We start from the raw sequence: 14796 nt of genomic DNA on the forward strand, positions 1-14796 counted from the left end.
AACCTTTTACTGCGCCAGAGCGGCCGCGGCGGTGGCCCGCCCGGCGTCGATCGAGGCAGTGACGTTGCTGACGAGCGCTTCGACCGAGGCGGCCGTCGCGTCGAGGATCGGCGACGGATAGACGCCGAAGAAGATCACCAGGGCGACCAGCGGATAGATCACCGCCTTTTCCCGGACAGACAGGTCGAGGAGCCCCTTCAGGCTGTCCTTGGTCAGGGCACCGAAGACCACGCGGCGGTAGAGCCACAGCGCGTAGGCGGCCGAGAGGATGACGCCGGTGGTGGCGAAGAAGGCGACCCAGGTGTTGGCCTGGAAGGCGCCGAGCAGCGTCATGAACTCGCCCACGAAGCCGGACGTGCCCGGCAGGCCGACATTGGCCATGGTGAGGATCAGGAACACCACCGCGTATTTCGGCATGTTGTTGACGAGGCCGCCATAGGCGGCGATCTCGCGGGTGTGCATGCGGTCGTAGACGACGCCGACGCACAGGAACAGCGCGCCGGAGACGAGGCCGTGCGACAGCATCTGGAACACCGCGCCCTGGATGCCGATCTCGTTCATCGTGAAGATGCCCATGGTGACGAAGCCCATGTGGGCGACGGACGAATAGGCGATCAGCTTCTTGATGTCCTCCTGCATCAGCGCCACCAGCGAGGTGTAGATGATGGCGATGACCGACAGCGCGAAGACGAAGGGCGCGAAGTCGGCCGAGGCGAGCGGGAACATCGGCAGCGAGAAGCGCAGGAAGCCGTAGCCACCCATCTTGAGCAGGATGCCGGCGAGGATGACGGAGCCGGCCGTCGGGGCCTCCACGTGCGCGTCGGGCAGCCAGGTGTGCACCGGCCACATCGGCATCTTCACCGCGAAGGAGGCGAAGAAGGCAAGCCACAGCCAGGTCTGCATGTTCGCCGGGAAATCATGGGCGAGCAGCGTCGGGATGTCGGTGGTGCCGGCCTGCCAGTACATGGCCATGATGGCCAGCATCATCAGCACCGAGCCGAGCAGCGTATAGAGGAAGAACTTGAACGAGGCATACACGCGCCGCTTGCCGCCCCACACGCCGATGATGATGAACATCGGGATCAGGCCGGCCTCGAAGAAGACGTAGAACAGCACGATGTCGAGCGCGCAGAACACGCCGATCATCAGCGTCTCGAGCACCAGGAAGGCGATCATGTATTCCTTGACGCGCTTCTCCACCGCCTCCCAGGAGGCGAGGATGCAGAGCGGCATCAGGAAGGTCGTCAGGATGACGAACAGCATCGAGATGCCGTCGACGCCCATGTGGTAGGCGATGCCGGAGCCGAGCCACTCGGTCTTCTCGACGAACTGGAAGCCGGCCGTGCCCGGATCGAACGCCGCCCAGATGAACAGCGACAGGACGAAGGTGAAGGCGGTGGTGAACAGCGCGACGTTGCGGATGTTGCGGCGCGCCGCCGCGCCCTCGTCCCGGATCATCAGGATGAGGAAGGCGCCGACCAGCGGCAGGAAGGTGACCGTGGAGAGGATGGGCCACTCAGACATCAGAAATTGCTCCCCAGCATCATCCAGGTCACGAGCGCGGCGACGCCGATGAGCATGGCGAAGGCGTAGTGGTAGAGGAAACCGCTCTGCAGCTTGACCACGCGGGCGGTGACGTCGCCGACGCGGGCCGAGATACCGTCGGGGCCGAGCCCGTCGATGACGCGGCCGTCGCCGGTCTTCCACAGGAAGTGGCCGAGGCGCTTGGCGGGCCGCACGAACAGGACGTCGTACAGCTCGTCGAAGTACCACTTGTTGAGCAGGAAGGCGTAGAGCCCGCGATGCTGGGCGGCAAGCCGCTTCGGCGTCTCCGGCGAGCGGATGTAGAACTGGAAGGCGACGGCGAAGCCGGCGAGCATGGCCGCCAGCGGCGCGAGCTTCACCCACAGCGGCACGTCGTGGAACTCGTGCAGGATGTGGTTCTCGGGGAGGATGAACAGCGCGCCCTTCCAGAATTCGTCATAGCCGTGGCCGATGAAGAAATCATGGAAGACGATACCGGCGAACAGCGCGCCGAAGGCCAGCACGAAGAGAGGCACCAGCATGACCATCGGCGATTCGTGCACGTGATGCATGACGTCGGCGGTGGCGCGCGGCTTGCCGTGGAAGGTCATGAAGATCAGCCGCCAGGAGTAGAAGCTGGTGAACATGGCCGCCACGACGAGCAGCACGAAGGCGAAGGGTGCGGCGGCCGAGTGGGCGGCGAAGGCGCCCTCGATGATGGCGTCCTTGGAGAAGAAGCCGGCCGTGCCGATGATGGTTACGGGGATGCCGACGCCGGTGAGCGCAAGCGTGCCGATGACCATCATCCAGTAGGTCCACGGGATCAGCTTGCGCAGTCCGCCCATGCGCCGCATGTCCTGCTCGTCCGACACGGCATGGATGACCGAGCCGGAGCCGAGGAACAGCAGCGCCTTGAAGAAGGCGTGCGTGAACAGGTGGAAGATGGCCGCCGAATAGAAGCCGAGCCCGATGGCAACGAACATGTAGCCGAGCTGCGAGCAGGTCGAATAGGCGATGACGCGCTTGATGTCGTTCTGGACGAGGCCGACCGTCGCCGCGAAGAAGGCGGTGAAGGCACCGATGACGGTGACGACGAGAAGCGCCGTGTGCGACAGTTCGAAGATCGGCGACAGGCGCGCGACCATGAAGACGCCCGCCGTGACCATGGTCGCGGCATGGATCAGCGCCGACACGGGGGTCGGGCCCTCCATGGCGTCAGGCAGCCAGGTGTGCAGCGGCACCTGCGCCGACTTGCCCATGGCGCCCATGAAGAGCAGCAGGCAGACGACGGTGATCGCGGCATGGCGGTCGAGTTCGTAGCCGAGGAAGTTCAGCACCGCGGGGCCATGCGCGGCCGCTTCCGCGCCCTCGGCCGGGATGAAGGCCTGGGTGCTGGCGAAGATGGTGCCGAATTCGATCGAGCCGAACAGCACGAAGACGCCGAAGATGCCGAGCGCGAAGCCGAAGTCGCCGACGCGGTTGACGATGAAGGCCTTCATGGCGGCCGCATTGGCCGAAGGCTTCTTGTACCAGAAACCGATCAGCAGGTAGGACGCGAGGCCGACGCCCTCCCAGCCGAAGAACATCTGGACGAGGTTGTCCGACGTCACCAGCATCAGCATGGCGAAGGTAAAGAGCGACAGGTAGGCGAAGAAGCGCGGCCGATGCGGATCGTGGTGCATGTAGCCGATCGAGTAGATGTGGACGAGCGCGGAGACGGAGTTCACCACGACCAGCATGACCACCGTCAGCGTGTCGATGCGGAAGGCCCACGAGACGCTGAGGCCGGCGGTCTCGATGAAGCGCAGCACCGGCACGGTGAAGGCCTCGCCCTCGCCGAAGCCGACGGTGAAGAAGGCCACCCACGACAGCAGCGCGGCGACCACGAGCAGGCCCGAGGTGACGTATTCCGCAGCCTTCGCGCCGATCGCGTTGCCGAACAGGCCGGCGATCAGGAAGCCGAGGAGCGGGAGGAAGACGATCGCGTGATACATGGTCTGCCGATCAGCCCTTCATCATGTTGACGTCTTCGACGTCGATCGAGCCGCGGTTGCGGAAGAAGACGACGAGAATGGCGAGCCCGATCGCGGCCTCGGCGGCGGCGACGGTGAGCACGAACAGGGCGAAGACCTGTCCGACGAGGTCGCCGAGCTCCGCGGAGAAGGCGACGAAGTTGATGTTGACCGCGAGCAGGATGAGCTCGACCGACATCAGGATGATGATGACGTTCTTGCGGTTCAGGAAGATGCCGAACACGCCGAGCGTGAACAGGATCGCCGAGACGGTGAGGAAATGCGCGATTCCGATTTCCATGGTCCTACCTCAGATTCCCTTGCCGGTCTCGACGTCGACCACCTCGATGGCGGTGGCCGGCGTGCGGGCCACCTGGGCGGGAATCGACTGGCGCCTGACGCCTTCCTTGTGGCGCAGCGTGAGCACGATGGCGCCGATCATCGCCACCAGCAGCACCATGCCGGCGATCTGGAAGAAGAAAAGGAAGTCGGTGTAGAGCACGTCGCCGAGCGCCGCGGTGTTGGAGCGGACTTCCATGGGCGGGATCGGCCGCGTGATCTCGCCGGCGAGCTGCGGTGCCAGCGTGTAGCCGCCGACGACGACGATGAGTTCGGCCGCGAGGATCAGCCCGACCAGCGCCCCGATCGGCGCATATTGCAGCGCACCCTGCTTCAGTTCGGCGAAGTCGACGTCGAGCATCATGACGACGAAGAGGAACAGCACTGCCACGGCGCCGACATAGACGACGAGCAGGATCATCGCCAGGAACTCCGCGCCCGTGAGCAGGAAGAGCCCGGCGGCGTTGAAGAAGGTCAGGATCAGCCAGAGCACGGAATGCACGGGGTTGCGGGCCGCGATCACCATGAAGGCGCTCGCCACCGCGATGAAGGCGAACACGTAGAAGAAGATCGCCTCTAGTCCTGTCAGCATGGGTTTCCCCCGGTTTCGGCGGCACAGCCTGCGCTGTGTCCTTGAGCGGCCCCCGGATCGTGCCGGTCCGGAACCGCGTTGTCCCTTAGACGAGCAGGCCCTGCTCGTCCATCATTGGCGGATCACCTGTAGGGCGAATCCAGAGCGATGTTGCGCGCGATCTCGCGCTCCCAGCGGTCGCCGTTGGCGAGCAGCTTTTCCTTGTCGTAGTAGAGTTCCTCGCGCGTCTCGGTCGAGAACTCGAAATTCGGTCCCTCCACGATCGCGTCGACCGGGCAGGCCTCCTGGCAGAAGCCGCAATAGATGCACTTCACCATGTCGATGTCGTAGCGCACCGTGCGGCGCGTGCCGTCGTTGCGGCGCGGTCCGGCCTCGATGGTGATGGCCTGTGCCGGACAGATCGCCTCGCAAAGCTTGCAGGCGATGCAGCGTTCCTCGCCGTTGGGATAGCGGCGCAGCGCGTGCTCGCCGCGGAAGCGCGGGCTGAGCGGACCCTTCTCGTGCGGATAGTTGATCGTGTATTTCGGCGCGAACAGCTGCCGCATCGACAGGAAGAAGGCGCCGACGAATTCCTTCAGGAGCAGTGACTTGGCGGCTTGTGCAAGGGCCGACATGGCTATTCTCCGGCAAACAGGGGGGCCACGAAGAAGCCCACGATGGGCAGGAGCACCAGCTGGCTCATGCCCGTGATGGTGAGGACGCGTTTCGTCTCGGGAAGCTCGACGCGGCTGGCGAGCAGGCGCAGCAGCGCGAAGTCGGCGATGGCAATCGCCAGACCGGCCAGGGCGCCGACGACGCCCGCAGTCATGCCGACAGCCCCGTAATCTTGAGGAAGGCCGCCGTGGCGACGACCATGAACAGCGAGATCGGCAGGAACACCTTCCAGCCCAGCCGCATCAGCTGGTCGTAGCGGTAGCGCGGCACGAAGGCCTTCACCATGGCGAACATGAAGAAGACGAAGCAGACCTTGAGCACGAACCAGATGACGCCCGGCACCCAGGTGAAGGGGGCGAAGTCGAAGGGCGGCAGCCATCCGCCGAGGAACAGAATGGTGGTGAGCGCGCACATCAGCACGATCGCCACGTATTCGCCGAGGAAGAACAGCAGGAACGGCGTCGAGGAATATTCCAGCATGTGGCCGGCGACGAGCTCCGATTCGGCCTCCACGAGGTCGAAGGGCGGACGGTTCGTCTCGGCCAGCGCCGAGATGAAGAAGATCACGAACATCGGGAACAGCCCGAGCCAGTGCCAGTCGAGGAAGCTGTTGGGCAGACCGAGCATGGTGCCGAGGCCGTCGACCTGCGACAGCACGATCGCCGACAGGTTCAGCGAACCGACGCAGAGCAGGACGGTGACGATGACGAAGCCGATCGAGACCTCGTAGGACACCATCTGCGCGGCGGACCGCAGGGCACCGAGGAAGGGGTACTTCGAGTTCGACGCCCATCCGCCCATGATCACGCCATAGACCTCGAGCGAGGAGATGGCGAAGACGAACAGGATGCCGACGTTGATGTCGGCGATGGCCCATCCCGGTGCGACCGGGATGACCGCCCAGGCCGAGATGGCCAGCACCGCCGAAACGAGCGGCGCCAGCAGGAAGACGCCCTTGTTGGCACCCGACGGAATGACCGGCTCCTTGAAGACGAACTTCAGGAGATCGGCGAAGGCCTGGAAAAGGCCCCAGGGGCCGACGACGTTGGGGCCGCGGCGGCGCTGCACGGCAGCCCAGATCTTGCGGTCGGCATAGAGCAGATAGGCCACCAGGATCAGCAGCACGACGATCAGGACGACCGACTTGAGCAGGATGATCAGCGCCGGCAGGACGTAGATCGAGAAGAAGTCTTCCATGGTCCCTGCCCTACTCCGCTGCCTGCTTGAACCCGTCGCGGGCGAGAGCCGAGCATTCGGCCATCACCGCCGAGGCGCGCGCGATCGGATTGGTCAGATAGAAGTCGCCGATCGCCGGCACGAAGCGCGCATTGCCGATCTCGCCGCCCATGGCCCCCAGCCTCGCGACGTCGGCCGGATCGCCGGCGGCGATGTCGTCGATTCCGGCGAGATGCGGGTGTTCCGCGTAGAGCTTCGCGCGCAGCTGCGCCAGCGAATCGTAGGGCAGCTTCCTGCCCAGAACGTCCGACAGCGCACGCAGGATCGCCCAGTCCTCCTTCGCCTCGCCCGGCGCGAAGCCGGCGCGGGTGGTCATCTGGACTCGGCCTTCGGTGTTGACGTAGGTGCCCGACTTCTCGGTGTAGGTGGCTCCCGGCAGGATGACGTCGGCGCGGTGCGCGCCCCGGTCGCCATGGCTGCCGACATAGACCGTGAAGGCCTGGCCGATGGCCGCCGTGTCGATCTCGTCGGCGCCGAGCAGGAAGAGCACGTCGAGCGCGCCCATCATGCCGGCCACGCTGAGGCCACCTTCGCCCGGCACGAAGCCGATGTCGAGGCCGCCGACGCGTGCCGCCGCCGTGTGCAGCACGCCGAAGCCGTTCCAGCCGTCGGCGACAGCGCCGACGTCGGAGGCGATCTTCGCCGCCAGCGACAGCACGGCCGCGCCGTCGGGACGGGCGAGCGAGCCCTGGCCGACGATGACCATCGGCCGCGCGGCCTTCTTCAGCGCGTCGAGGAAGGACAGGCTGCCGGCGGCCAGGTCCTTCAGGGTCTCGGTACCGGCGCCGAGCATCTCGTGGTCGTAGCGCAGATCGGCCGCCTCCCCGATGACGCCGATCGGGAAGTTGCCCATGCGCCAGCGCTTGCGGATCCGCGCATTGAGGACCGATGCCTCGAAGCGCGGGTTGGAGCCGATGATCAGCAGCGCGTCTGCGCTCTCGATGCCCTCGATGGTGGGGTTGAAGAGATAGGAGGCGCGCCCGAACGACGGATCGAGAGCGGCGCCGTCCTGGCGGCAGTCGACGTTCGCCGACCCGAGCGCCGTCATCAGCGCCTTCAGAGCGTACATCTCCTCGACGCTGGCGAGATCGCCGGCGATCGCGCCGATGCGGTCCGGCTTCGCGGCCGCGACCTTCTCCTTGATGGCAGCGAAGGCTTCGGCCCAGGAGGCGGGGGCCAGCCGGCCGTTGCGGCGGACGTAGGGCCGGTCGAGCCGCTGCGCGCGCAGGCCGTCCCAGACGAAGCGGGTCTTGTCGGAGATCCACTCCTCGTTCACCTGGTCGTTGACGCGCGGCAGGATGCGCATAACCTCGCGGCCGCGCGTGTCGACGCGGATCGCGGAGCCGACGGCGTCCATGACGTCGATCGATTCGGTCTTGGTCAGCTCCCAGGGCCGGGCCTGGAAGGCGTAGGGCTTCGAGGTCAGTGCACCGACCGGGCAGAGGTCGATGACGTTGCCCTGGAGTTCCGAGGTCATCGCCTGTTCGAGATAGGTGGTGATCTCGGCATCCTCGCCGCGGCCGATCAGGCCGAGTTCGGAGATTCCAGCCACTTCCGTCGTGAACCTCACGCAGCGCGTGCAGTGGATGCAGCGCGTCATGATGGTCTTGACCAGCGGGCCGATGTACTTGTCTTCGACCGCGCGCTTGTTCTCGTGGTAGCGCGAGGCGTCGACGCCGAAGGCCATCGCCTGGTCCTGCAGGTCGCACTCGCCGCCCTGGTCGCAGATCGGGCAGTCGAGCGGATGGTTGATGAGGAGGAACTCCATCACCCCCTCGCGCGCCTTCTTGACCATCGGCGTGTTGGTGAAGATCTCGGGTGCCTCGCCGTTGGGGCCGGGGCGCAAATCGCGCACGCCCATGGCGCAGGAGGCAGCGGGCTTCGGCGGGCCGCCCTTCACCTCGACCAGGCACATGCGGCAGTTGCCGGCGATCGACAGCCGCTCGTGGAAACAGAAGCGGGGGACCTCCGCACCGGCCTCCTCCGCCGCCTGCAGCAGCGTGAAGTGGTCGGGTACCTCGATCTCTTTCCCGTCGACCTTGATCTTAGCCATGCCGTCTTCCGATCTCCGCGGCGCTCCAGCGACGCCGCATTCTCGTCTTCACAGTCTCTCGACCGGTCCCATACGCCGGATGTCCGCCGCAGCGCAACATGGCGCGCGCCGCCCGCCATCCGTCCCGCCGGACCGACCCCCGTCTCGTCGTCCCCTCAGGCCTTCGCCGCGGCGAGCGCGGCAGCCTGCTTCAGCCATTCGTCGCGCGCGATCCGGCCGCGAAAGCCCAACTGCTCGTCGAGCCGAAGGACCTCGGCTTCCGTCAGCGCGGCGAGTTGCGCGTAGGTCCGGATGCCGAGCCCGTTCAGCACCTTTTCCAGCTTCGGACCGATGCCGCCGATCGCCTTGAGGTCGTCCCGCGCGTCCGATCCTTCCCCGTCCGTCCGCCGGGCCGGGGCCGCAGCGGCCGGCGCCGGTTGGTCGACACCCGGCGCGGCCGGCTGCCGAACGTCCGGCCGAGCCTCGGGCTCTGCGACGCCGGCCGTCAGCGCCGTCAGGCGCTGCGCCACTTCGAGCGAACTCGACACCGCGCTCAACCAGACGCCGAAGGCGTGTCCCGCCATGCCCGCGCCGAAGGCCGCCATGGCAGCCGACGTCGCGATGCTGCGCTTCACCGCCTCGGCGTCGCCGCCGAAGGCCGACGGAAATGCTGCGGCCAGATCGCGGCCGATATCCTGAAGCTTCGCGTCCATCATCGTGGTCTCGGGTCGCTCGGGTGGTGCCGAACGGATCGACATGGCAGGTCTCCTCGTCGCGCTGACGTCTCGCCCCGGTCGTCTCCTCTTACGCGGCCGTTCGGCCTGTTCTCACTACTCGGCCGCCACCAGCACCGGTTCGTGGCGGTGCGCGTTGCGGCTGAACTCGTCGATGCGGCGCTCGATCTCGGGCCGGAAGTTGCGGATCAGTCCCTGGATCGGCCAAGCGGCGGCGTCGCCCAGCGCGCAGATCGTGTGGCCCTCGACCTGCTTGGTGACGTCGAGCAGCATGTCGATCTCGCGCTTGTGCGCCTCGCCGCGCACCAGCCGCTCCATCACGCGCCACATCCAGCCGGTGCCTTCGCGGCAGGGCGTGCACTGGCCGCAGCTCTCGTGCTTGAAGAAGTAGGAGAGCCGGGCAATGGCCTTCACGATGTCGGTCGACTTGTCCATGACGATGACCGCCGCCGTGCCGAAGGACGACTTCCGCTCGCGCAGGCCGTCGAAGTCCATCGGGCAGTCGATGATGTCCTCGGCCTTGACGACCGGGCAGGACGCGCCGCCGGGGATGACGGCGAGCAGATTGTCCCAGCCGCCGCGGATGCCGCCGCCGTGCTTCTCGACCAGCTCGCGGAAGGAGATGCCCATCTCTTCTTCCACCGTGCAGGGCGTATTGACGTGGCCGACCAGCATGAAGAGCTTGGTGCCGACGTTGTTCGGCCGGCCGATCGAGGAGAACCAGGCGGCGCCGCGGCGCAGGATGGTCGGCGCCACAGCGATCGATTCGACGTTGTTGACGGTGGTCGGGCAGCCGTAGAGGCCGACATTGGCCGGGAACGGCGGCTTGAGGCGCGGCTGGCCCTTCTTGCCCTCCAGGCTCTCGAGCAGCGCGGTCTCCTCGCCGCAGATATAGGCGCCGGCGCCGTGGTGGACGTAGATGTCGAAGTCGTAGCCGTTCTTGTTGCCCTTGCCGATCAGGCCGGCATCATAGGCCTCGTCGATCGCCCGCTGCAGCGCCTCGCGCTCGCGGATGAATTCGCCGCGCACGTAGATGTAGGCGGCGATGGCACCCATGGCGAAGCCGGCGATCAGGCAGCCCTCGACGAGGGTGTGCGGATCGTGCCGCAGGATCTCGCGGTCCTTGCAGGTGCCGGGCTCCGATTCGTCGGCATTGACGACAAGATACGACGGACGGCCGTCGCTCTGCTTGGGCATGAACGACCATTTGAGACCGGTCGGGAAGCCGGCGCCGCCGCGACCGCGCAGGCCCGATGCCTTCATCTCGTTGATGATCCAGTCGCGGCCCTTGGCGATAATCCCGGCCGTGTCGTCCCAGTGGCCGCGCGCCTGCGCGCCCTTCAGCGACTTGTCGAAGCGGCCGTAGATGTTGGTGAAGATGCGATCCTTGTCAGCGAGCATGGCTATTCACCGAAGGTTTCGTGTCGTCGGAGGAACGGCTGCCGGTCAGGAGCACCTGCAGGCCGACGACGAGTGTCGAGAACGAGACGAGGACGGCGGCGAGCGCATACCAGCCGCCGTCGCCGGTGACGAGACCTGCGCCCAGGAACACGGCGAGCGCGACCGACGTCTTGAGAACCGTCATGCGGGCGCACTCGGTGAGCCCGAAGCGCCCGTCGCAGGAACTGGCGGAGCAGTTCGCCATCAGCGGGGCTTCCTGCCGAAGACCCGCATATATTCATCTTCGCCGCCTTCTGCGAGGGCCTTGGCCTGGGCGACCCAGTTTTCGCGGTCGATGCGCCCGCGGAACCGAAGGTAGCCGTCGACCCAGGCCCGCTCCTCGGCTGTCCACACCGCGATCTGCGCGAAGGTGAAGACACCGATCGAATGCAGGGTGGACTCGATCCGGGGACCGATGCCGGAGATCATCTGCAGATCGTCTGGCGTCGCCGGACGCTCGACGGCGGCGGGGCGGTCCGGATCGTCGAGCGACGGCGCGGACGCGACGTCCGGGCCGGCCTGCGCCGCCTGGTCCTGCGCCTTCAGGCCTTCGGCCGACGAAACCTCGACATCCGAAGGCGTGCGCGCGGAACGCTCCTTGGCGACGCCCTCGACCAGCGGCTCGGCCTTGTTGGCGGCGGCGGCATCCTCCCTGGGAGTTTCCACGCTCGCAGCCTTCTCGACGGTCGGGCTGACCTTGACGTCGGATGGCGACTTGATCGCCGGATTGGTTTCCGCAGCGTCCGTCTTCGGCCGGGCCGCCTGTGACGGCGAAGGCGAAGCGGCGTCGGCCTTCGGCTGGGCCGCGGGGGGCGTCGACGGCGCGGCGCGCGTCGCCTTCAGCACGTTCTTCTCGTCCTTCAGCGCCGTGAAGCCGGATGCCGGCGCCGAGAACCAGCGGTCGGTCTGCGGGCCGGTCTTGACCATGTCGCCGCGGCCGGCCTCGAACTCGTCGATGATGGCGGCGAGGCGTTCCGGAGTCAGGTCCTCGTAGGTGTCCTTGAAGATCATCACCATCGGCGCGTTGACGCAGGCGCCGAGGCACTCGACCTCTTCCCAGGACAGCGTGCCGTCGGCGTTGGTGTGGAACGGATCGTGATGGATCTTCGAGCGGCAGACGTCCATCAGCGCTTCGGAGCCGCGCAGCATGCAGGGCGTGGTGCCGCAGACCTGGATATGGGCGCGGGTTCCGACCGGCTTCAGCTGGAACTGGGTATAGAAGGTCGCGACCTCGAGGACGCGGATGTAGGGCATGGCCAGCATCTCGGCGACGTGCTCGATGGCGGCCTTGGTCACCCAGCCTTCCTGATCCTGCGCCAGCATGAGGAGCGGGATCACTGCGGACTGTTCACGGCCCTTGGGGTACTTGGCGATCCAGGTCCGGACTTCAGCCGCTTTCGCCGCGTCGAAGGCGAAAGATGCTGGCTGGACGGCTGGCTCTGCGAGACGGCGGACGGACATGGCGCCCCATGTTTTTGCTGCTTATGTTGCGGCGCGTTCTAACACACGCACGGCAAAAGGCCAGTGCTTCGACGCCGCATATTGAACACGAAAACGCCCGTCCCGCGACCGGTTCGCGGGCTTCCCGGACGGCAGGTGAACGATGGCCGCGGATCGTTCACCCGCGCAGGTCCGCGAAGAAGCGGCTGGCGAGAATCGCCTCGTGCGGAACCAGCGCCGGCGCGCGCGAGGCTTGCCCCGCCAGTCCTCCGTCACGCAGCACGTCCATGAGCGCGGCGGCATGAGCGGCGCTCGCCACGGCGAGGGCGCCGTGCGGCGCTGCGGCGGTCGGCGGCGCGAGCCGCATCGCGAAGCGCTCCTGCGCCGGGTGCCCCGAGCGGCGACCGTCTGCGCGCACTTCGATGAGAACCATGTCTGCGCCGCCCGCCGGCAGCCCGTTGCGCAGGACGGTGGCGAGGAGGTCGCGGCGCGACCGAAGCCCCAGATCGTCGAGCAGCAGCAGCATGTAGTCGAGATGGCCGGGATGGCGGATCGTCCGGAAGACGAGGTTGCGCGCCCGCGGGGCGACGAGTGGCGCCAGACCGCCGATGCTGCCGGCCGTCAGGAAGGCCTCGTAGGGCTTCTCGCCGAAGGCGAAGTCCTCGCGGCCAGACAGCGGCGGCAGGAAGACGCGCTCGCCTTCGACGATGGCCGCGCAGGGGCGGGTGTATTCGGAGAGCAGACCGTCGAGATTCCAGATCAGTCCGTAGCCGAGCCGGTTGGTGCGGCTGGCGGGGATCGCACCGACGCGGATGTCGAGGTCGCAGCCGGGGTCGAGGCGGGCCGCGAGGCCGAGCGCGACCGAATCGACGAGGCCCGGCGAGACGCCGCAGCCAGGGAGGAAGGCGCGGTCGGATGCGGCCCGGTCCGCGGCGTCGCGGACCTCGTCTCCGGGGTCGCTGAAATCGAGATAGTGGAGCCCGGCGCCGGCCGCGGCGGCGGCCAGCCGCGGCACCAGACGGTCTGGCACGGCGGCGACGACGAGATCGGTCGCAGACAGCACCCTGCCGATGTCGTCGCCGCGCGACGCATCGGCGTGCACGGCGGCATGGCCGGCGGCGGCGGCCGCCGCCAGCGCCTCCTCGGTGCAGTCGGCCAGCGTCACGTCCCAGTCCGAGGCGAGAAGGTCGGCCAGGCACAGGCCGACCCGGCCCGCACCGAAGATCGCCACCCTGCCCGCGCGCCCGGGCTCCGTCATCGGTCGATCCTCAATGGTTGAAGCGGGCGACGAAGGCCGCCAGCCGCTCGTTGGCGGGATTGCGGATCGTCTCGGAGGGCTTGCCCTCCACCACGATCCGCCCTTCGTCGAGGAACAGGATGCGGTCGGCGACGTCGGCGGCGAAGGCCATCTCGTGGGTGACGATGGCCATGGTCATGCCGCCATCGGCCAGCCGCCGGATGACGGTGAGCACCTCGCCCACGAGTTCCGGGTCGAGCGCGCTGGTCACCTCGTCGAGCAGCAGCACCTCGGGCTGCATGGCGAGCGCGCGGGCAATCGCCACGCGCTGTTTCTGGCCGCCCGACAGGTGGCTCGGATAGGCGTCGCGCTTCTCGGCGAGGCCCACTTCGGCCAGCAGCGCCATGGCGCGCTCCTCGGCTTCCGCCCGCGGCGTCCTGCAGACCACGACCGGACCCTCGGTGACGTTCTGCAGCACGGTCTTGTGCGGGAACAGGTTGAAGTGCTGGAAGACCATGCCGACATGGCGACGCAGCGTGCCGATGCCGGTGGTGCCGTCCTTGTCGCGGAAGGACTTGCCGATCGCGTGGCCGCGGAAGATCACGGAACCGCCGGTCGGCTTCTCCATCATGTTGAGGCAGCGGATCAGCGTCGACTTGCCGGAACCCGACGGTCCGATCAGGCCGACGACTTCGCCGCGCGCCAGCAACAGGTCGACGCCCTTCAGCACGTCCAGCCCGCCGAAGGACTTGCGGATGCCGCGCGCCTCCAGGACGGTCGGTGCGCCGGTTTCTGATGCAGTGGTCATCCTGTGCGCTCCATTCTCTCTAGTCGCTGACGCGCAGGCGCCGTTCGATCCAGTCGGCGATCTGGGTGAGCGGGAAAAGCACCGCGATGTAGAGCGCGGCCATGACGGTGTAGGATTCCAGCGGCCGGTAGGTCTGGCCGTTCACGACCGCCGCCATGTAGGCGAGGTCGGCGACCGAGATGACCGAGACCAGCGAGGTGTTCTTGAACTGGATGACCGACTGGTTGATGAAGGAGGGCAGCATGCGCTTGAAGGCCTGCGGCATGACGATGCGGGTCATCGCCTGCCACGGGCTCATGCCGATGGCGGCGGCGGCCTCGCGCTGGCCCTTCTCGATCGACAGGATGCCGCCGCGGAAGATCTCGGCGTAGAAGGCCCCGACATAGAGCGACAGCGTCAGCATCGCCGCCACGCGGTTGTCGATCGAGATGCCGACGAGCAGCGGGAAGGCGTAGTAGAACCAGAGGAGCTGCACCAGGAGCGGCGAGCAGCGGAAGATCTCCTGGTAGGTCCGCGCGATCAGCGACAGCACCATCCAGCCCGACAGCCGGGCGGCGCAGACGAGCAGCCCGATCAGCACGCCGAACAGGATGGAGCCGAAGGTGTAGACCACCGTCAGCCACAGCCCGTACATGAACAGGTCCCAGTACTGCCACAGGACGTCGAAATCCCATCTGTACATCATGATCCCCCTTGTTCGCGGGCCGCAGCCGCAGACCGAATTGCGTGACGTGCTTCCGTCGCGGGC

15 protein-coding genes are annotated in these 14796 nt (G+C 67.1%); all 15 read right to left on the reverse strand.

Annotated elements, in window-relative coordinates; translation table 11 throughout:
- Positions 1-6: 6 nt before the first annotated feature.
- The gene (locus IAI54_RS06940; protein ID WP_187971648.1) at positions 7-1524 is read right to left on the reverse strand and encodes an NADH-quinone oxidoreductase subunit M; all 1518 of its coding nucleotides are present in this window, start codon (positions 1522-1524) and stop codon (positions 7-9) included.
- A complete protein-coding gene (nuoL, locus tag IAI54_RS06945) occupies positions 1524-3518 on the reverse strand; it encodes an NADH-quinone oxidoreductase subunit L (RefSeq protein ID WP_187971649.1) in 1995 nt (664 codons plus the stop codon). Before nuoL ends, IAI54_RS06940 begins: the two co-directional genes overlap by 1 nt.
- 10 nt (positions 3519-3528) lie before the next feature.
- Entirely contained in the window at positions 3529-3837 is a 309-nt protein-coding gene (gene nuoK, locus IAI54_RS06950; protein ID WP_187971650.1) for an NADH-quinone oxidoreductase subunit NuoK, read from the reverse strand.
- Positions 3838-3846: 9 nt separating this feature from the next.
- Positions 3847-4467 carry an NADH-quinone oxidoreductase subunit J gene (locus tag IAI54_RS06955; RefSeq protein WP_187971651.1) on the reverse strand — a complete coding sequence of 207 codons (621 nt, stop codon included), beginning with the start codon at positions 4465-4467 and terminating at the stop codon, positions 3847-3849.
- A gap of 122 nt (positions 4468-4589) precedes the next feature.
- Positions 4590-5081, reverse strand: a complete 492-nt coding sequence (gene nuoI / locus IAI54_RS06960; protein WP_187971652.1) for an NADH-quinone oxidoreductase subunit NuoI — start codon at positions 5079-5081, stop codon at positions 4590-4592.
- Between the two features lie 2 nt (positions 5082-5083).
- The gene (locus IAI54_RS06965; RefSeq protein ID WP_187971653.1) at positions 5084-5275 is read right to left on the reverse strand and encodes a hypothetical protein; all 192 of its coding nucleotides are present in this window, start codon (positions 5273-5275) and stop codon (positions 5084-5086) included.
- Positions 5272-6318 (reverse strand): NADH-quinone oxidoreductase subunit NuoH, encoded by a 1047-nt coding sequence (gene nuoH / locus IAI54_RS06970; RefSeq protein WP_187971654.1) that lies wholly within the window; start codon positions 6316-6318, stop codon positions 5272-5274. The genes IAI54_RS06965 and nuoH overlap by 4 nt, the downstream gene beginning before the upstream one ends.
- A gap of 10 nt (positions 6319-6328) precedes the next feature.
- Positions 6329-8410: an NADH-quinone oxidoreductase subunit NuoG gene (gene nuoG / locus IAI54_RS06975; protein ID WP_187971655.1), complete on the reverse strand. Its 2082-nt coding sequence runs from the start codon at positions 8408-8410 to the stop codon at positions 6329-6331.
- A 155-nt stretch (positions 8411-8565) separates the two neighbouring features.
- Complete coding sequence (locus IAI54_RS06980) at positions 8566-9147, reverse strand: hypothetical protein (RefSeq protein WP_187971656.1); 582 nt, start codon at positions 9145-9147, stop codon at positions 8566-8568.
- Between the two features lie 72 nt (positions 9148-9219).
- Positions 9220-10524: an NADH-quinone oxidoreductase subunit NuoF gene (gene nuoF, locus IAI54_RS06985; protein ID WP_187971657.1), complete on the reverse strand. Its 1305-nt coding sequence runs from the start codon at positions 10522-10524 to the stop codon at positions 9220-9222.
- On the reverse strand, positions 10514-10768 hold the full coding sequence (locus IAI54_RS06990) for a hypothetical protein (RefSeq protein ID WP_187971658.1): 255 nt from the start codon (positions 10766-10768) through the stop codon (positions 10514-10516). The genes nuoF and IAI54_RS06990 overlap by 11 nt, the downstream gene beginning before the upstream one ends.
- Positions 10768-12024, reverse strand: a complete 1257-nt coding sequence (locus IAI54_RS06995) for an NADH-quinone oxidoreductase subunit E (RefSeq protein ID WP_187971659.1) — start codon at positions 12022-12024, stop codon at positions 10768-10770. The genes IAI54_RS06990 and IAI54_RS06995 overlap by 1 nt, the downstream gene beginning before the upstream one ends.
- Positions 12025-12181: 157 nt before the next feature.
- Positions 12182-13261 (reverse strand): saccharopine dehydrogenase family protein, encoded by a 1080-nt coding sequence (locus IAI54_RS07000; protein ID WP_187971660.1) that lies wholly within the window; start codon positions 13259-13261, stop codon positions 12182-12184.
- Positions 13262-13271: 10 nt separating this feature from the next.
- Positions 13272-14048 (reverse strand): amino acid ABC transporter ATP-binding protein, encoded by a 777-nt coding sequence (locus IAI54_RS07005; RefSeq protein ID WP_187971661.1) that lies wholly within the window; start codon positions 14046-14048, stop codon positions 13272-13274.
- 19 nt (positions 14049-14067) lie between these two features.
- The gene (locus IAI54_RS07010) at positions 14068-14733 is read right to left on the reverse strand and encodes an amino acid ABC transporter permease (RefSeq protein ID WP_187971662.1); all 666 of its coding nucleotides are present in this window, start codon (positions 14731-14733) and stop codon (positions 14068-14070) included.
- Positions 14734-14796: the final 63 nt, after the last annotated feature.

Origin of the sequence: Aquibium microcysteis, from assembly GCF_014495845.1 — a bacterium.
GTDB lineage: Bacteria > Pseudomonadota > Alphaproteobacteria > Rhizobiales > Rhizobiaceae > Aquibium > Aquibium microcysteis.

Excerpts from the sequence above, each read along its gene's own strand:
- IAI54_RS06980 (WP_187971656.1), bottom strand. The coding sequence starts at position 9,147 with ATGTCGATCCGTTCGGCACCACCCGAGCGACCCGAGACCACGATGATG.
- IAI54_RS07010 (WP_187971662.1), bottom strand. The coding sequence starts at position 14,733 with ATGATGTACAGATGGGATTTCGACGTCCTGTGGCAGTACTGGGACCTG.
- IAI54_RS06955 (WP_187971651.1), bottom strand. The coding sequence starts at position 4,467 with ATGCTGACAGGACTAGAGGCGATCTTCTTCTACGTGTTCGCCTTCATC.
- IAI54_RS06965 (WP_187971653.1), bottom strand. The coding sequence starts at position 5,275 with ATGACTGCGGGCGTCGTCGGCGCCCTGGCCGGTCTGGCGATTGCCATC.
- IAI54_RS06995 (WP_187971659.1), bottom strand. The coding sequence starts at position 12,024 with ATGTCCGTCCGCCGTCTCGCAGAGCCAGCCGTCCAGCCAGCATCTTTC.
- nuoF (WP_187971657.1), bottom strand. The coding sequence starts at position 10,524 with ATGCTCGCTGACAAGGATCGCATCTTCACCAACATCTACGGCCGCTTC.
- nuoI (WP_187971652.1), bottom strand. The coding sequence starts at position 5,081 with ATGTCGGCCCTTGCACAAGCCGCCAAGTCACTGCTCCTGAAGGAATTC.
- nuoH (WP_187971654.1), bottom strand. The coding sequence starts at position 6,318 with ATGGAAGACTTCTTCTCGATCTACGTCCTGCCGGCGCTGATCATCCTG.
- nuoL (WP_187971649.1), bottom strand. The coding sequence starts at position 3,518 with ATGTATCACGCGATCGTCTTCCTCCCGCTCCTCGGCTTCCTGATCGCC.
- nuoK (WP_187971650.1), bottom strand. The coding sequence starts at position 3,837 with ATGGAAATCGGAATCGCGCATTTCCTCACCGTCTCGGCGATCCTGTTC.
- IAI54_RS06940 (WP_187971648.1), bottom strand. The coding sequence starts at position 1,524 with ATGTCTGAGTGGCCCATCCTCTCCACGGTCACCTTCCTGCCGCTGGTC.
- nuoG (WP_187971655.1), bottom strand. The coding sequence starts at position 8,410 with ATGGCTAAGATCAAGGTCGACGGGAAAGAGATCGAGGTACCCGACCAC.
- IAI54_RS07005 (WP_187971661.1), bottom strand. The coding sequence starts at position 14,048 with ATGACCACTGCATCAGAAACCGGCGCACCGACCGTCCTGGAGGCGCGC.
- IAI54_RS06990 (WP_187971658.1), bottom strand. The coding sequence starts at position 10,768 with ATGGCGAACTGCTCCGCCAGTTCCTGCGACGGGCGCTTCGGGCTCACC.
- IAI54_RS07000 (WP_187971660.1), bottom strand. The coding sequence starts at position 13,261 with ATGACGGAGCCCGGGCGCGCGGGCAGGGTGGCGATCTTCGGTGCGGGC.